Annotated in this window: 18 protein-coding genes; 10 read left to right on the top strand and 8 right to left on the bottom strand. The window is 66.3% G+C overall.

The window, feature by feature from the left end; translation table 11 throughout:
* Positions 1-216 precede the first annotated feature (216 nt).
* The gene (ripD, locus tag PGN27_RS02145) at positions 217-846 is read left to right on the top strand and encodes an NlpC/P60 family peptidoglycan-binding protein RipD (RefSeq protein ID WP_335324609.1); all 630 of its coding nucleotides are present in this window, start codon (positions 217-219) and stop codon (positions 844-846) included.
* 18 nt (positions 847-864) lie between these two features.
* Here the strand turns inward: ripD and PGN27_RS02140 are convergent, their stop codons facing one another.
* Positions 865-1,419 (bottom strand): DUF4334 domain-containing protein, encoded by a 555-nt coding sequence (locus PGN27_RS02140; protein ID WP_036460809.1) that lies wholly within the window; start codon positions 1,417-1,419, stop codon positions 865-867.
* A 72-nt stretch (positions 1,420-1,491) separates the two neighbouring features.
* Here PGN27_RS02140 and PGN27_RS02135 point away from each other — a divergent pair, with 72 nt between their 5' ends.
* The 4 genes from PGN27_RS02135 (at position 1,492) to PGN27_RS02120 (ending at position 4,819) form a co-directional block, all read left to right on the top strand.
* A complete protein-coding gene (locus tag PGN27_RS02135) occupies positions 1,492-1,872 on the top strand; it encodes an NYN domain-containing protein (protein ID WP_335324608.1) in 381 nt (126 codons plus the stop codon).
* 228 nt (positions 1,873-2,100) lie between these two features.
* Entirely contained in the window at positions 2,101-2,304 is a 204-nt protein-coding gene (locus PGN27_RS02130; RefSeq protein ID WP_030135345.1) for a cold-shock protein, read from the top strand.
* 169 nt (positions 2,305-2,473) lie between these two features.
* Positions 2,474-4,063: a threonine/serine exporter family protein gene (locus PGN27_RS02125; protein ID WP_335324607.1), complete on the top strand. Its 1,590-nt coding sequence runs from the start codon at positions 2,474-2,476 to the stop codon at positions 4,061-4,063.
* A gap of 126 nt (positions 4,064-4,189) precedes the next feature.
* Positions 4,190-4,819: a hypothetical protein gene (locus tag PGN27_RS02120; RefSeq protein WP_335324606.1), complete on the top strand. Its 630-nt coding sequence runs from the start codon at positions 4,190-4,192 to the stop codon at positions 4,817-4,819.
* 3 nt (positions 4,820-4,822) lie between these two features.
* Here PGN27_RS02120 and PGN27_RS02115 read toward each other — a convergent pair whose 3' ends face one another.
* From PGN27_RS02115 to PGN27_RS02095, 5 genes are all read right to left on the bottom strand, one after another.
* Positions 4,823-5,188 carry an Hsp15 family ribosome-associated heat shock protein gene (locus tag PGN27_RS02115; protein ID WP_335324605.1) on the bottom strand — a complete coding sequence of 122 codons (366 nt, stop codon included), beginning with the start codon at positions 5,186-5,188 and terminating at the stop codon, positions 4,823-4,825.
* A gap of 35 nt (positions 5,189-5,223) precedes the next feature.
* Positions 5,224-5,946 carry a cutinase family protein gene (locus tag PGN27_RS02110; RefSeq protein ID WP_335324604.1) on the bottom strand — a complete coding sequence of 241 codons (723 nt, stop codon included), beginning with the start codon at positions 5,944-5,946 and terminating at the stop codon, positions 5,224-5,226.
* Positions 5,947-6,065: 119 nt separating this feature from the next.
* A complete protein-coding gene (locus PGN27_RS02105) occupies positions 6,066-6,734 on the bottom strand; it encodes a cutinase family protein (protein ID WP_335324603.1) in 669 nt (222 codons plus the stop codon).
* 78 nt (positions 6,735-6,812) lie between these two features.
* Positions 6,813-7,547 carry a cutinase family protein gene (locus tag PGN27_RS02100; RefSeq protein WP_418888514.1) on the bottom strand — a complete coding sequence of 245 codons (735 nt, stop codon included), beginning with the start codon at positions 7,545-7,547 and terminating at the stop codon, positions 6,813-6,815.
* 128 nt (positions 7,548-7,675) lie between these two features.
* The gene (locus PGN27_RS02095; protein ID WP_335324602.1) at positions 7,676-8,395 is read right to left on the bottom strand and encodes a cutinase family protein; all 720 of its coding nucleotides are present in this window, start codon (positions 8,393-8,395) and stop codon (positions 7,676-7,678) included.
* Positions 8,396-8,550: 155 nt separating this feature from the next.
* On the opposite strand from PGN27_RS02095, the gene PGN27_RS02090 reads away from it, so the two are divergent.
* A complete protein-coding gene (locus tag PGN27_RS02090; protein ID WP_335324601.1) occupies positions 8,551-9,225 on the top strand; it encodes a Crp/Fnr family transcriptional regulator in 675 nt (224 codons plus the stop codon).
* A gap of 9 nt (positions 9,226-9,234) precedes the next feature.
* On the opposite strand, the gene PGN27_RS02085 is transcribed toward PGN27_RS02090, so the two are convergent.
* Positions 9,235-9,870 (bottom strand): FKBP-type peptidyl-prolyl cis-trans isomerase, encoded by a 636-nt coding sequence (locus tag PGN27_RS02085; protein ID WP_418888545.1) that lies wholly within the window; start codon positions 9,868-9,870, stop codon positions 9,235-9,237.
* A gap of 139 nt (positions 9,871-10,009) precedes the next feature.
* Between PGN27_RS02085 and PGN27_RS02080 the strand changes: the two genes are divergently transcribed.
* The gene (locus PGN27_RS02080) at positions 10,010-10,252 is read left to right on the top strand and encodes a hypothetical protein (RefSeq protein WP_335324600.1); all 243 of its coding nucleotides are present in this window, start codon (positions 10,010-10,012) and stop codon (positions 10,250-10,252) included.
* A gap of 75 nt (positions 10,253-10,327) precedes the next feature.
* Complete coding sequence (locus PGN27_RS02075; protein WP_335324599.1) at positions 10,328-10,756, top strand: type II toxin-antitoxin system Rv0910 family toxin; 429 nt, start codon at positions 10,328-10,330, stop codon at positions 10,754-10,756.
* Between the two features lie 14 nt (positions 10,757-10,770).
* On the opposite strand, the gene PGN27_RS02070 is transcribed toward PGN27_RS02075, so the two are convergent.
* Positions 10,771-11,622 (bottom strand): phosphotransferase, encoded by an 852-nt coding sequence (locus PGN27_RS02070; protein ID WP_335324598.1) that lies wholly within the window; start codon positions 11,620-11,622, stop codon positions 10,771-10,773.
* A gap of 235 nt (positions 11,623-11,857) precedes the next feature.
* Here PGN27_RS02070 and PGN27_RS02065 point away from each other — a divergent pair, with 235 nt between their 5' ends.
* Positions 11,858-12,751, top strand: a complete 894-nt coding sequence (locus PGN27_RS02065; RefSeq protein WP_335324597.1) for a manganese catalase family protein — start codon at positions 11,858-11,860, stop codon at positions 12,749-12,751.
* 24 nt (positions 12,752-12,775) lie between these two features.
* On the top strand, positions 12,776-13,360 hold the full coding sequence (locus PGN27_RS02060) for a hemerythrin domain-containing protein (RefSeq protein ID WP_335324596.1): 585 nt from the start codon (positions 12,776-12,778) through the stop codon (positions 13,358-13,360).
* Positions 13,361-13,377: the final 17 nt, after the last annotated feature.

Genomic DNA, 13,377 nt, shown 5'->3' with positions numbered 1-13,377 from the left:
CCGCTTGCTGTCCGGGCTCACCAGCCGGCATCGAAAGCGTTCCGGTTGTGTCACGAAGTTCCGCGCTGCATCACCGTCGGGTCACGGATTCGCATCTCATTGTCGTTGTGCCGCAGTTGGATTGGGCGCCGACATGGGACTCACCTAGATTGAGCGACAGTGGGCGTCAATTCGACGCCGATGTACGTGCCGTCCGGAAATGAGTTGACACTGGCGATGAGAAGCTTCTGTGCCTTCGTGCTCGGTCTGGCGATGCTGGCAGTGAGTCCGGGCGTCGCTTCCGCCGATACCTTCAACACGCGTCCGGCGCGTAACCAGCAGGCCGTGGACTACGTGATCGCCCGTGCGCTGTCGCAGCGGGGTGTGCCTTTTGCCTACGGCGGCGGCGACGCCAACGGGCCCACCCTCGGCGTCGTGCGGGAGACACCCCCCGACGCCGCCGATCCCGTTGCCAATCCCATTCCCGGTGGCGTTCCTGGGCTGAACTTCCCCGGTCTGGCACCGCCCGCCGCGGCGACGGTTCCCGGCATGCCGGCCACCCCGGCGGTGCCGGCGCCGGCCACCAATGTCGTGGGCTTCGATGCCTCCGGCATCATCGTCTACGCCTTCGCCGGTGTCGGTGTGAAGCTGCCGCGGTCATCGGGGGAGATGTACAAGGTCGGCCAGAAGGTGCTGCCAGCGCAGGCGCTGCCGGGAGATCTGATCTTCTTCGGGCCCGAAGGCACTCAGAGTGTCGCGTTGTTCGTCGGTAACGGCCAGATGCTGGAGACGGGGGATTCCGGTGTCACCGTGTCGCCGGTGCGTACCGCGGGCATGACGCCGTATCTCGTGCGCATCATCGCCTGAACTGGCCGTCGCGAGGTGTCAGTGCACCGGCAGAGCGTTGTTGCGGCGCAGAACGAAGAAGTACGGTCGGCGTCCGCCGCGATAATCCATTGCGCCGATGACGGTGTCCTCGTCGATCTTTCGGAAGACATCGTTGATCGGCAGGTTGTCGTAGATCATCGTCGCGCTGTCGACGCCGCGGTATCGGGTCGTGCGCAGCCGCGCCTTGGCTGATTTCGTGCGTAGCGCCGGTCGGAGGGCTGAGATCGGCTGTACCAGTGAGAGATTCCGGACGGCGGGAACCTTCGTTGCGAGACCGAGTCCGCCGAAAGCCAGCACCGGGTTGAGCGCCCACAGGGCCGTGCCACCGTCTTTGGGGAACAGTAGCGGGTGCACGTTCTCCTCATCGATGAACTGCTTGCCCCACCAGCCGCTCGCTTCCAGGAGTCCGTCCATCGGATGAGCCGTGGGCAATTCGGCACCCTCCCAGGTCCCGAACATGAAGTCCGGTTCGACCGCAGGGGCGGCATCGAAGAGGGCGGTCGCCTCGTCGGTGGAGGTCGGCACCGTGGTCAGAACGTCCTGAACAAGCATGCCGTCAGAGTACTTGACAGGTGTCAAGCACTCAATCGTCCAAGTGGCGTCCCCGAGCGTAATGTCACACCGGTGCGGTATCTCGTCGATGCGATGAACGTCGTCGGGGCTCGGCCCGATGGCTGGTGGCGTGACCGGCGGGGCGCGCTGACAGCGCTCGTGGGGCGACTCGAGATCTTTGCCGGCCGTGAGCGCGCCGAGGTGACCGTCGTGCTGGAGCGGCCGCTGCCCATTAGTTCCGCGGTGGTCTCGGTGACGAGTGCTCCGGCGGCAGCCGCCAACTCTGCCGACGACGAGATCATCCGCCTGCTGGATGCCGATGAGCATCCACAGGACATCGTCGTCATCACCTCGGATACAGCACTGGCGGCCCGGGTGCGCGCCGCCGGGGCGCAGACGTTGGCCGCGGGCCGGTTCCGCGCTGATCTGGAGCGAATGATCCGCGAAAATTAGGCGATGGCGGCGCGCACTGGGTACGCTGTCCTGGTACGTCGCACCTGTAAGGCGACGTGTCTGTGTTCGGCCGAGCCGCGGCCGGGTGTCAGTTCCGCCCCATTGCAGCCCTGTGCCGGAGATCGCACACTCCGTTTCGACCGTGACCAGAACAAGAATTCGGCGGTCGTACCCCCAATCTTGGCTGCATGACGGCAGCCAAAGTTCGAAGAAGAGAGAACAAACAGCATGACTGAAGGAACCGTCAAGTGGTTCAACGGCGAAAAGGGCTTCGGCTTCATCGCTCCTGACAACGGTGCAGCGGACGTGTTCGTCCACTACTCCGAGATCCAGTCCAGCGGATACCGCAGCCTGGAAGAGAACCAGCGGGTGAAGTTCGACATCACCCAGGGCGCCAAGGGCCCCCAGGCCGTCTCGGTCTCGGTTATCTAAGACCAACTCGTACAGAAACCCCGCGGTACCCGATCACCGGGCCGCGGGGTTTCTGGCGTTCGGTGCTCACGCGATCGGAAAGCCTTGCCGTCGACCGCATCCCATATCGTGTGCAAGGTACGGGCACGGGGTTTCCGCTGCGGCAGGCAACGTCAGTATGGTGTCGACAATGGCTCCCGATAACCCGGAAGACACCGCGCACAATCGTCTTCTGCGCCGCGGCCTACGCGGCGCACTGCGCGGACGGCGCGACCCGGCCCCGATCGCGGGCCAACGCCGACGCAGTACCAACAGGGTGGGTGACGTCCACACCCGTAAGGTCCTCGACCTCACCATCCGGCTGGCCGAGGTCATGCTGTCGTCGGGCTCTGGAACCGCCGACATCGTGGCGACTGCCCAGGATGTCGCCCAGGCGTATCAGCTCACCGACTGCGTCGTCGACATCACCTTCACGACCATCATCGTCTCGGCATTGCCCACCGCGGACAGCCCGCCGTTGACCATCGTCAGGTCGGTGCGGCACCGCGCGACCGACTACACACGGCTCGCCGAACTCGACAACTTGGTCCGGCGGATCACCTCCGGCGGCGTCACCGTCGAACAGGCACATGATGCAATGGACGAGCTGAGCGAACGACCGCATCCGTATCCGCGGTGGATGGCCACCGCATGCTGGTCAGGATTCGCCCTCGGTATCGCAATGCTGCTCGGCGGCACCTGGCAGATCTGTCTTTTGGCGGCGGCCACTTCGGCGGTCATCGACCGGATCGGTCGGCTACTGAACCGGGTGGGCACCCCGTTCTTCTTCCAGCACGCCGTCGGCGCCGCCATCGCCACCTTGGTCGCGGTGGCCGCCTACCGGTTCGCCGATCAGAACCCGACCGCGCTGGTGGCCACCGGCATCGTGATGCTGTTGTCCGGTATGACGCTCGTCGGTTCGGTCCAGGACGCACTGACCGGGCACATGGTGACCGCCGTCGGCCGGCTGGGCGATGCGCTGTTCCTCACTGCCGGAATCGTGGCCGGCATCGTCGCGGGTCTGCAGATCGCCAGTTTCGCCGGTATCCAGATCGAATTGCACATCGATGCAACACAATCGATCATCGTGCCGAGCGGCCCACTGAAGATCGGGATCGCGGTACTGGGTGCGGCACTGGCCGGCGTGTTCCTCACTTTGGCGTCCTACGCGCCACTGCGGTCGGTGCTCACGGCCGGGGCCGCCGCCGGTACCGCGCAAGCAGTGCTGATCGGCCTCGGGCATGCGCAGTTCGGTGTCGTCTTCGCCACCGGCATCGCCTCGGTGGGCGTGGGTCTGCTGGCCACGCTCATCTCCATCCGGCGGCAGGCGCCGGCCTTGGTCATCGCGACCGCGGGCATCACCCCGATGCTGCCGGGCCTGGCTGTCTTCCGGTCGGTGTTCTTCTTCGCGGTGGACGAGCGCTATATCGACGGCATCGCGCAGTTACTGTCCGCGGTGGCCATTGCCCTGGCCATCGGCAGTGGGGTGGTCATGGGTGAATTGCTGGGGTCGCCGTTGCGCTATCGCGCCGGCCGCGTGGGTGATTTCGTCCGCATCGAAGGACCTCCCGGTCTGCGTCGGGCGGTCGGTCGGGTGGTGCGGCTGCAGCCCGCCGACAGTGCGTCGCCTGGTGGAAATGTCGTCCGCGCGCGCAGTGTGGCGCTGGAACCCGAGACCGCGGACCGTGCCGACGACGCGGCCGACGGAAACGTCGATCCGGACCCACGCGAACCGCGATGACCCCGCCCGGCTGTTGGCACCTTTGCGCATCGTGTGACGCGTGAGCCTGGAGACGCTAGCCTTCTCGCAGGCATGCCCAACGACATCACGACAGGGCCGAGGCATGACCGGAGAGGACGAACAGCGGTGATCACCGAACGAGGGCTATCGGCCCTGCGACTCGCGGTTGCGGGCGCACTGGCCGGGTTGGCGCTGACCACGGCGGGTCTCGCCGGCGCCGAACCCGCGCCAGTCCCGCCCGGCCAGCCGCTGCCGCCCGGGCAGCCGGTGGTTCTCGGTCCCGGCGAAATGCCGGTGGCTGCGCCGGCCCCGCCGCCTGTCGGTGCACCGCCGGTTCCCGAGATCAGCAACCCGGTCTACGGCCAAGGGCAGACGCCGGGAGCCCGTGGCTACATCAGGGATCTTTGGCGGGCCTTCCAGACCGGCAATCCGATGAACGCCCTCGTGGCCGACCCGAGCGCCGCGCCCGGCGGGGCACCGCCCGGAGCCGGACCGGCGCCCAAGCTGCCGCCCGGCTACACGTCGCTGACCGATCCGGCGTCCTCGACCCCAGCCCTCGAACGCGCGCCCGGGGTGGGCGGTCCGCCGCTGCCACCGGGGTTCGTGTCCTTGTCCGATCCCGCACCGCCCGCGGACGTTCTGCCCATCGGCGCCCCGGGCGCCGCGCCCGCCGAGGTGCCGCACCCGGCGGCCCCGCCGCCGCCCGCTGCCCCGGTCGGACCGCCACCGCCGCCGATCATCATCGCCAACCAGTAACGCTCACCGCAGGCCCGCGCGCCATTTCTCCAGCGCTCGCCGTTCCCGTTTGGTGGGCCTGCCCGCACCGCGGTCCCGTACGGCTACGGCAGGTTCGACGACTGTCGGGGCCGGCGGGGTGTGGTCCAGGTAGCAGGTGATGGCGTCCGGCGCGCCCACACGTTTCTGTATCACCCTGGCGACCTCGACGACGCGTTCGCGGTCACCCAATCGCGCCTGTACCCGGTCGCCGGGCACCACGGGGGTAGACGGCTTGGCGACACGACCATTGACCCGGACGTGCCCACCCCGGCAGGCCGTTGCCGCGTCGGGCCGGGTCTTGGTCAGCCGGACCGCCCAGAGCCATCGGTCGATCCTCGTCGATTCCACCGAACGATGATCGCACCATCGGGCCGATCCACCGATCAGGCAGCAGGCATGACCCGTGCGGCGACGTAGGAGGCTGCCTCGTTGGTCATCCCGTTGATGCCATACATGGCATGCGCCATCGACGGCATCGCGCCGGGGGTGCCATCGCAGATGGTGTCACCGGGGGCACACAACTCGATGGTCTTGGGTGCGTAGCGCGGGCCGATGGTCCCGATGGGTGCGCCGAACTGGTTGAGGAAAGCCTGCGACGGATTGCCCAGGAGCACAACCGCAGCCACATGGTCGGATACCTCATCGGGTAGCGGACTCGGGAGGTAGGAGAGGTACTCGCTCGGAACACCTTGCGGCACTGCATCGGCGGTGACGTATCCGGCGACCACCGCGCCCTGTGAGAAGCCGCCGAGCACGATCTTGGTGTCGGGGCAGGCGGCTGCGGTCGCCTGGATATGCGACCCCGCGTCGCGCACACCATCGACGACGTTCTGCGCGAACGGAATTCGGTCCGTGAAGTTGCTACTTGCCGGATAGTTGACCGCGTATACCGCGACCGACTTGCCGGGGGTCTGGGCGCGCACGGAGTCGACGAATGCCTGCCCCGTCCCGCCGACACCCGGTGCTTCGGACGTACCGCGGGCGAACACGATCTCGACATCGGGGCAGGCCGGTTCCGCGCTTGCCACGGGCGCCGCGCCGACCGCCAATCCCGCTGTCAGCAACGCGCCTGCGCCGAGAATTCGCAATGACTGACCAACGATCATCGGGCACTCCTTCGGTGATTCGCCGTGCCCGCCTGCCGGCAGATGGCGACCTGCCCCTCTGTACCCCCGCTGTTTGCTACCGAAACAGTGCCCGCGGGTCGGCCGGCAGCAGCACCCGGTCAGGCCAGTCGACCAGCGGCGGCGGCAGCAGCGGCGGCCACCAGTCCATTGACCGGATAGGTGACGTGCACCAGTGACCCGAGCAGCGATGCGGGTGATGACCCGTCGCAGATGTTGTCGCCGGGTGCACACAGGTCCAGCGATCGCCCCGCATATTGCGATCCGATGTTCGCCGCCGGCGCGCCGTACCGGGACAGCAGCCCTGCGGACGGCTTGCCGAACAACACCACGCCGGCGATGCGGTCGGTCACCGCCGCCGGGATGTCGGAGGTGCTGACATACGCCGCGACCGCGGCGCCCTGGGAGTAGCCGCCGAGGATGAACCGGGTGTTCGGGCAGTTCGCTGCCGTCGCCTTGATCCGGGCACCGGCGTCGGCGACACCGTCGAACATCGTGGACGGGAAGACCGCGCGGTTGTCGAAATCGCCGGTCGCCGGGTAATTGACAGCATAGGAGTCGATCGTCTTGCCAGGGGACTGGGCGCGAAGCGCGTCGACGAACGCCTGCCCGGTACTCCCGAGGCCCGGTGGCTCGTCGCTGCCGCGGGCGAACACGACTTCGGCATCAGGACAGGATGCCGCCACCGCAACCGCCGTCGGGCCTGTTACCAACGCCGACGCGACGAGCGCGCAGGCTGACGAGATCCGGAGCCCTCGGCCAATCACCATGAGCGGCATGCTACTCGCGAAGCTCGCTGAGGACACGCCGGTGAGCAAACGCCAATCAAGACGCCGCACCGCGGGTTCTCAATCCGACGATGGTGTTCTGGCCACCGCCGAGGCGACGAAATCGGCTGCCTGAAGGGCCATTCCGTTGCTCTTGTAGGCACTGTGGGCGGCGCGGTCCAGGCCGCCGGGCGCGCACACCGGATCGCCGGGCGCACACAGCTGAATGGTCTTGGCGGCATACAGCGGACCCACGGTGATCGGTGGCGCATTGCGGTCCACCAGATTCAGGAACCAATTGTCGGGAGTGCCGAACAGCGCCACGGCGGCCACATGCGGCGCCACGGTCGGCGGCATCGGGCCGGCAAGTCCGGGCGGAAGGGTCAGACCCGCGGGAACCGCGTCGAACGTCGTGTAACCGGCGACCGCGGCGCCCTGGGAGTAACCGCCCAGCACGATCTTGGTTGCCGGACAACTGTTCGCGATGTACTGGATGCGATTGCCGGCATCGGTGATGCCGTTGGCCGCAGCCTGGAAGTCCAGGGACGCCGGATAGTTGACCGGGTAGACATCGACTGACGCACCGCCGAGGAGTGGGGTGAGTGCGTCGACGAAAGCTTGCCCGGTCGCACCGATGCCGGGCGCTTCGAAAGTGCCCCGCGCGAAGACGATCTCGACATCAGAGCAGCCCGGTGGGGCCGCGGCCGCCCGCGCCGCCACCAGTGGGCTGATCGCCACCGCCCACAGCACCATGACGGTGAGGGCCAGATGATGGATGCGGTGTGATCGGACGCGTTCGAACAGTGTGGAGGTCATGGCGGTCCTTCGGGAGCGGGTTCGTGGTGGATCAAGGATCCCGTATCAGAGCCCGATGCACATTGCCGCAGGCGCGCATCGCCGATACCGGCTAGCACCACCTCGTTGGAGCCTTGGACGTGATCTGATCAGACGCGCGCTGCGGCGTACGTCGCCGCTTCGGTCACCATGCCGTTGGCGATGTAGGTCTGGTGGGCCACCGGATCGAGTCCGTCGGAACAGACCGCATCGTTGATTGCGCACAGGTCAAGAGTTTTCGACACGAAGTCGGCGCCGATCGGCACGTTGGGTTGGCCGATGAGGAAGAGCATCCGGTCGTTGGGCTTGCCGAAGAGCAACACCGCGTCCACATGCTGGGCGACATCGGCGCTCAACCCTGTGGTGGTTCCGTGGGCGAACGAATTGGGCGGGATTGCCGGCGGGTCGGCGGTGACCAACTGCGCGACGGCCGCACCCTGTGAATAACCCCCGAGCACGATGCTGGTGTCCGGGCAGTCGGCCGCGACCGCGCGGACACGGTCGGCCGCATCGTTGACGCCGAGGACGACGGTGGGCCAATTTTTGCTGGCCGGGTAGTTCACCGCATAGCTGTCCACTGTCTTACCGGTCAGTTGTGCCCGCAACGCGTCGACGAACGCGGTGCCGACGCTGCCCGCTCCCGGCAATTCGTCGGTCCCACGGGCAAAGACCACCTCGACATCGGAGCAGCTCGGCGCTGCCGCCGCGTGCGGCGCGACACCGGGAGCCAGCGCCATCGCGGCCAACGCGCCGAGGACCGATGTGGTGACCGGAATCAGGCGGCGCCCGATTGCCATGGCGCGGGTGCACTGGAACATGAATATGATCATGCCATCACCTCGCGGGTCGACCAGACGTTCCGGGCCGCGCCGCACCTGAGCACTCGGAGCTAAGAATTGACCCGGACCTGCAGTAATTCTCGACGGATCGCACGGAATGCCTTCCCCGATGCCCTCTACCGAACCCGGGCCGCGGGTACCCGCCGATGAACGCGATACTGGCGCGCACCGCAATCTTCGCCGACGTCGATGCCGAGGCGATGGAAACCCTGAGCGAAGAGCTGGAGTGGATGAGCTTTCCGCGCAACCACACCGTCTTCGTCGAGGGCGAGCCCGGAGACCGGTTGTACGTGCTCGTCGAGGGCAAGGTGAAGGTCGGCCGGCGCACCGCCGACGGCCGGGAGAGCCTGATAGCGGTGATGGGTCCCGGCGACACGTTCGGTGAGTTGGCACTGTTCGATCCCGGCCCGCGGACCGCGACCGTGGCCACCTTGACCGAGGTGCGGGTCGCCGCGGTACCGCGCCAGGCGCTCGGCGCATGGATCGCCGAGCGACCGCAGATAGCCGAACAGCTGCTGCGGGTGCTCGCTCGTCGCCTCCGGCGTACCAACGACGACCTGTGCGACATGATCTTCACCGATGTGCCGGGCCGGGTGGCCAAGCAACTGCTCGATCTGACGAAGCGGTTCGGACGGCCCGACAGCGACGGTCTACGCGTCGATCACGAACTCACCCAACTTGAGCTGGCGCAGCTGGTCGGGTCATCGCGCGAGACCATCAACAAAGCGTTGTCCGAATTCGCCAACCGCGGTTGGATCCGTCAGCAGGGCAAGACGATCTACGTCATGGAACCGGCCAAGCTGGCCAAACGCGCCCGCTGACCGCTCTGGTCAGTTCATCGCGTCCAGGATCTTGATCGCGAACACCAACGTGTCGCCCTTCTGGATGCCGGCCGCCGGCTGGCCCTCGGGGTAGCCGTCCTGCGGTGTCATGGCGACCGCGACGGTCGATCCGACCTTCTGGCCGGCGATGGCTTTCTGGAATCCGGTGACGACGCCGTCGAGGGGGAAATCCACCGGCCTGCCCGACTGGTAGCTGCTATCGAACACAGATCCGTCGCGGCCGTTGACACCCATGTAGCAGACGAGCACCTTGGCGTCCGGCGCGACAACCGGACCGTCACCGGGCTTGAGCGTCTGCACCTGAGTTTCGGTCACGCTGAACGGTCCGTCGACGGTCACCGCGGGCGCGGCAGTCTCGGTCGACCCGATGACCGCGATGTTGCCCGTGGTGCCCGACAGCGTCCACTCGGGGGTGCCGCCGGCCGGTGCCGGCGTGCTCGGACAACCCTCGGATGTCGCCGTCGGCTGGACGGCGGGAGCGCTCGGCGGGCTGAACACGTCCGATGCCGTCGACGAACTCGCCGCGGGCGCGTCGGCATCTGAGCTGCAGGCGGCCAGGGTCATGGCGGCGGCCGCGGCGCATGCGGCCAAGGTGACAACGGAGGGCAGACGAGTGGCGTTCACCCCGGTCACGCTACCTGCCGCGGCCTGGAAGCCTGGCGTGGGCACACCAATGATGCTCGCGGGGAACGTTAATCGGTTGCGCCAGACGCCGCGTGCGGCCAACCTTTAGGTGGGGATACACAGTCGAGGGGGGACTTTCATGGTGGGTTTTCGCGAGGGCGATACGGTGGCGGCGTGCCGCCGACTGGAGGGTATCGACGTGCCGGTCGTCCCGGAGGGCACGATCGGCACGGTCGCGTCGACCACGGTCTTCGGTAATCCGAAACGGGTGCATTTCACTGTGTCGGACACCTGGGGCACCAAGCGCTTCCGGGTGAGAGTTCGCCGTGGGGATGTCGAGCCCGTGGATGTCGATGAGCCGGATGCCCAGCAGCAGATGTGATTCAAGTCACGGTGGTGTCGATTCGGTAGATCGGGTAATCCGGGGTTTCTACGTCCTCAACACCGCGGAGTCGAAATGGCGAAAGTAGATGTGTCGGTCTCGTCGGACCTGACACCACAGCAGGCCTGGAAACTGGCCTCCGATCTGCAGCGTTTCGACGAATGGTTGACCATATTCGGTGGCTGGCGCAGTCCTCCGCCCGCCGTCATCGAGGTGGGAACGCAGGTCTCGTCGTTGATCAAGGTGAAGGGTTTCCGAAACACCATTCATTGGCAGGTCACCGAGTACGACGAACCGCGGTTGATCGGAATGCGCGGAACCGGGCGCGGCGGGGTGCATATCGCGCTGACCATGACGGTCGCCGACAATGACCCGGGATCTGACCTGCACCTGCAGGCCGAGCTGTCCGGCGGTCTCCTCAACGGACCGATCGGGGCGCTGGTGGCCAAAATGTTGACCTCCGACGTGCGCAAGTCGGTCCAGAATCTGAGTGCGCTGCGCTAACCGGTGGGCGCATTTCAGAAAGCGGACAGCGAATCGTCGATCATGCGGTGCCCTTGCTGCTCGAAATCGCTGTCTCCGACCTCGTGTGCCCAGACCGCGGTCCCGATCGCTTGGTGCAGTGCCATCATGTGCCAACGGTCGGGCTCACGCGGGTCGGCGCCATAACCGGTGAGAAAGGCGGACTCCAGGGCTGGATCGGCTCGCCACTGTTGGGCGGCCAGTCGAGCGAAGTCGGTGGCGGCGGGTCGCCACGCGAATCTGCCGAAGTCGATGACCCGCACGACGCCGGAGTCGATCAGCCAGTTCCTGGGTTGCCAATCACCGTGGGTGGGCACCACCGTCACCGGGAGACAGCGGTGTTGGCCCAGGATCTTCCTGAGCGCCGATTCGGTGCGTGCCGGTATCCGGTGCGGCTTATCCAACCACGCAAGCGATTTCGCCACCTCGGCCCGCTCCCAGTCCGGGTCGACGCGTTGTCCCGCGCCGTGGAGGACGCGCAGGAGCTGACCGGCATGGTGGTAGGTATCGGCAGCAAACTCCGCCGTCGATCCTTGCACGAGTTCGCCCGCCAGGTGATCGACGATGATCAGCTTTTCGGCGCTGTCTCGGTAGCGCAGTCGCGGAGCATGCCCGGTTCGGGACAGCGCACCGGTCACCGTGCGGTAGGCGGTGATCTCTCGATCGATGTGATGGTCGGCGGTTCCGGCGGCCTTGATCACGAACCGGCCCTGTGCGCACTCGACATCGAGCACGGCCGTGCCGCGCTGGTCCCAGCTCATGTCGGCGATCATGCGCGGTTCGGAAAGCCGGTATTCGACCAGTTCGGTTTGCCTCCGACTGAGCCTGCCGCCGTGCCAAGAATGCACGTGATCACAGTATTCTTCGACGGGCTCCATTTGCAAAGCAGCCCAGCCCTTGGCGCACAACGTCTTTGAATCCATGCGTTGGTAACTCCGATGTGGGTGTTTGGGCATCCCGGCCTCGGGTACACCCGGCTACCGCGATCTACAGCCCCGTTGGATCTGTGGCCCAGTCAACCAGTGATATCCGTGACCGCTCCGTTTCGGTCGCGGATCGCGATCGACCGTGCCGGGAGGCGATATGTTCACCCACAACAAAGACCTACAGTTCGAAGTCCGGGTCAGTGAGCCGGATCCGCGTTTCGCGTCGTTGCTGATGGAGCAGTTCGGTGGCGCCAACGGTGAACTCACCGCCGCGCTGCAGTACTTCACGCAGGCGTTCGTCCTGCGCGAGAAGAACCCGAAGATGTACGACCTGTTCATGGACATCGCGACCGAGGAACTCAGTCACCTGGAGATCGTCGGGACCACCATCACCATGCTGCTCGACGGACTGAACGACAATCTCAAGGTCGCCCACGAGCGCTGTGACTGGATGCCTGCGGTGGCCAGCAAGACCGGCAAGGAACAGGCCATCCACCAGGTCGCCGTGAATCCGATGTTCCTCGTGCTCAGCGGGGGTGGGCCGGATGTCAAAGATTCCGCGGGCAACAACTGGACCGGAGCGTTCATCGACGCCAACGGAGATCCCACCGTGGATCTGCGCAACAACCTCGCAGCCGAGTCCAGGGCCAAGGTCGTCTACGAGTACCTGAAGCAGTTCACCGATGATCCCGGTGTCCAGGACACGCTCACGTTCCTGATGACCCGAGAGATCGCGCACTATCAACAGTTCACCGCCGCGCTCAACGAATTGCCGGTGAACTTCCCGCCAGGTCAGTTGCCGGGTGATCCCCGGTTCCAGAACGTCGCCTTCAACATGAGCAACGGTGACGGATCAGTGCGCGGACCCTGGAACGAAGGTCAGGGTCCATGGCCAGACGGTATCGAGTGGGATTACGTCGAAGACCCCGAGCGGCAGTGGCTGGGAACATCGCTGCGCGGCAACACCGGGGCCGAACGTAACCCGGATGGCGAACCCGCAGTCGAGGGCGACAAGCCGTTCACCCACGAGCAGCACGCCGCCACGAGCTGAGCCACCGATCGACAAGGAGTGGACATGGATGCGTTGACATTTCTGCGCGAGGACCACAAGAGCGTGCTGGGCATGCTGGAGGTGCTCGACGGGGCGCCCTCGGGCGAAGGGGCGCAGCGTAGTGGCCAGGAGACGATGGTGACCAACTTGGTCATCGCCGAGTCCCAACACGAGGCGATCGAAGAACAGTATTTCTGGCCGGTGGTTCGAGAAGTGCTCGAGGACGGCGACGAGCTGGCCGACCGCGCCGTGGAGCAGGAGCAGGAGGGTAAGCAGCTACTCCAGCAGCTGGAAGATGGTGTGCCTGGTGAACCTGAGTATCAGGATGCGTTGCAGAAGTTCGTCGCCCTCGGTCGCGAGCACATCGCGTTCGAGCAGGACGTGGTGTGGCCCCGGTTCGAAGCCGCTGTCTCGCATGAGCGGCTCGTGGAGCTGGGGGAGAAGCTGGAGCGGGCGAAGAAGATCGCCCCGACCCGGCCGCATCCCGACACCCCGCCGAGCGCTGGTGTTCTCAAGACGGTCGGGATGGTGACCGCGACCATGGACCACATTCGCGATGCGGCTACCGGACGTGCCGCGGACAACCCGCCCGACCCGCAGGTGCACTGACTGGCGAGCCGCGAAAA

This window comes from Mycolicibacterium neoaurum, from assembly GCF_036946495.1.
GTDB classification, from domain to species: Bacteria; Actinomycetota; Actinomycetes; order Mycobacteriales; family Mycobacteriaceae; genus Mycobacterium; species Mycobacterium neoaurum_B.
This window is presented reverse-complemented; position numbering and strand designations above follow the sequence as displayed.

Coding starts and splice junctions, on each gene's coding strand:
- ripD (WP_335324609.1), top strand. CDS start 217: ATGAGAAGCTTCTGTGCCTTCGTGCTCGGTCTGGCGATGCTGGCAGTG.
- PGN27_RS02140 (WP_036460809.1), bottom strand. CDS start 1,419: ATGCTTGTTCAGGACGTTCTGACCACGGTGCCGACCTCCACCGACGAG.
- PGN27_RS02130 (WP_030135345.1), top strand. CDS start 2,101: ATGACTGAAGGAACCGTCAAGTGGTTCAACGGCGAAAAGGGCTTCGGC.
- PGN27_RS02125 (WP_335324607.1), top strand. CDS start 2,474: ATGGCTCCCGATAACCCGGAAGACACCGCGCACAATCGTCTTCTGCGC.
- PGN27_RS02110 (WP_335324604.1), bottom strand. CDS start 5,946: ATGATCGTTGGTCAGTCATTGCGAATTCTCGGCGCAGGCGCGTTGCTG.
- PGN27_RS02105 (WP_335324603.1), bottom strand. CDS start 6,734: ATGGTGATTGGCCGAGGGCTCCGGATCTCGTCAGCCTGCGCGCTCGTC.
- PGN27_RS02100 (WP_418888514.1), bottom strand. CDS start 7,547: ATGACCTCCACACTGTTCGAACGCGTCCGATCACACCGCATCCATCAT.
- PGN27_RS02095 (WP_335324602.1), bottom strand. CDS start 8,395: ATGATCATATTCATGTTCCAGTGCACCCGCGCCATGGCAATCGGGCGC.
- PGN27_RS02090 (WP_335324601.1), top strand. CDS start 8,551: ATGAACGCGATACTGGCGCGCACCGCAATCTTCGCCGACGTCGATGCC.
- PGN27_RS02080 (WP_335324600.1), top strand. CDS start 10,010: ATGGTGGGTTTTCGCGAGGGCGATACGGTGGCGGCGTGCCGCCGACTG.
- PGN27_RS02075 (WP_335324599.1), top strand. CDS start 10,328: ATGGCGAAAGTAGATGTGTCGGTCTCGTCGGACCTGACACCACAGCAG.
- PGN27_RS02065 (WP_335324597.1), top strand. CDS start 11,858: ATGTTCACCCACAACAAAGACCTACAGTTCGAAGTCCGGGTCAGTGAG.
- PGN27_RS02060 (WP_335324596.1), top strand. CDS start 12,776: ATGGATGCGTTGACATTTCTGCGCGAGGACCACAAGAGCGTGCTGGGC.